General features: G+C 49.9%; 2 protein-coding genes. Both read right to left on the bottom strand.

What is annotated here, in order from left to right:
• A partial coding sequence (locus DMB44_RS09150; protein WP_110642969.1) for a sulfurtransferase TusA family protein occupies positions 1–227 on the bottom strand: 227 nt, incomplete at its 3' end.
• A gap of 9 nt (positions 228–236) precedes the next feature.
• A partial coding sequence (locus DMB44_RS09145) for a DsrE/DsrF/DrsH-like family protein (protein WP_110642967.1) occupies positions 237–651 on the bottom strand: 415 nt, incomplete at its 5' end.

Genomic DNA, 651 nt, shown 5'->3' with positions numbered 1-651 from the left:
TTCTTCATCACAATCTCGTAGTATCCGTTTCTGTCGAATACTCCGACCAGCTCCTGGCCTGACTTCTGTATCCATGCAGGCGCATCCTTCTTCGTTCCTGCATCCGTGGAGTACACGGATATGACTTCTCCAACCTTCGCCTGCTTGTAGGCCTTTATCAGCTCCATGAGCGGTCCTGGGCAGTAGCTGCCCCTCGCATCTATGACACGATCCGGTTTCACATCCATTGTATCACCTCATATGAATATGGTCGTGTAGGATGATTCGGTCATCGAGACGAACTCTCCCACACCGATCACGTCCTCGACCATGGGATCGAGATCCTCCTTCCTTATGTCCATGACGTCTGCCATGAGTGCACAGCCGTACACATGGACGTTTCCAACCTCCTTAGCGTTCCTTATCATCTCTATACCGCTCTGTATATGCTTCTCGGACATCCTCTTCATGACCATATCGCTTATCTCCGATCCATCGTAGCTCAGCTTGTTAACAGTATCGTCATGCTTCCTGAACTTCATGAGTGCCCAGAACGTTACGAAGATGTTGACGTCGATTCCATTGGCAACCGCACCGGATGTTATGACACCTGCGGCCGCTATCTTATCTATTGTTCCGGAGGCCAGAACAATCGACATTGTCTTGGACATA

It is taken from the genome of Thermoplasma sp. Kam2015, from assembly GCF_003205235.1.
Classification (GTDB): domain Archaea; phylum Thermoplasmatota; class Thermoplasmata; order Thermoplasmatales; family Thermoplasmataceae; genus Thermoplasma.
The sequence above is the reverse complement of the archived record's forward strand: the minus strand, read 5'-3'. Positions and strand labels throughout refer to the sequence as shown.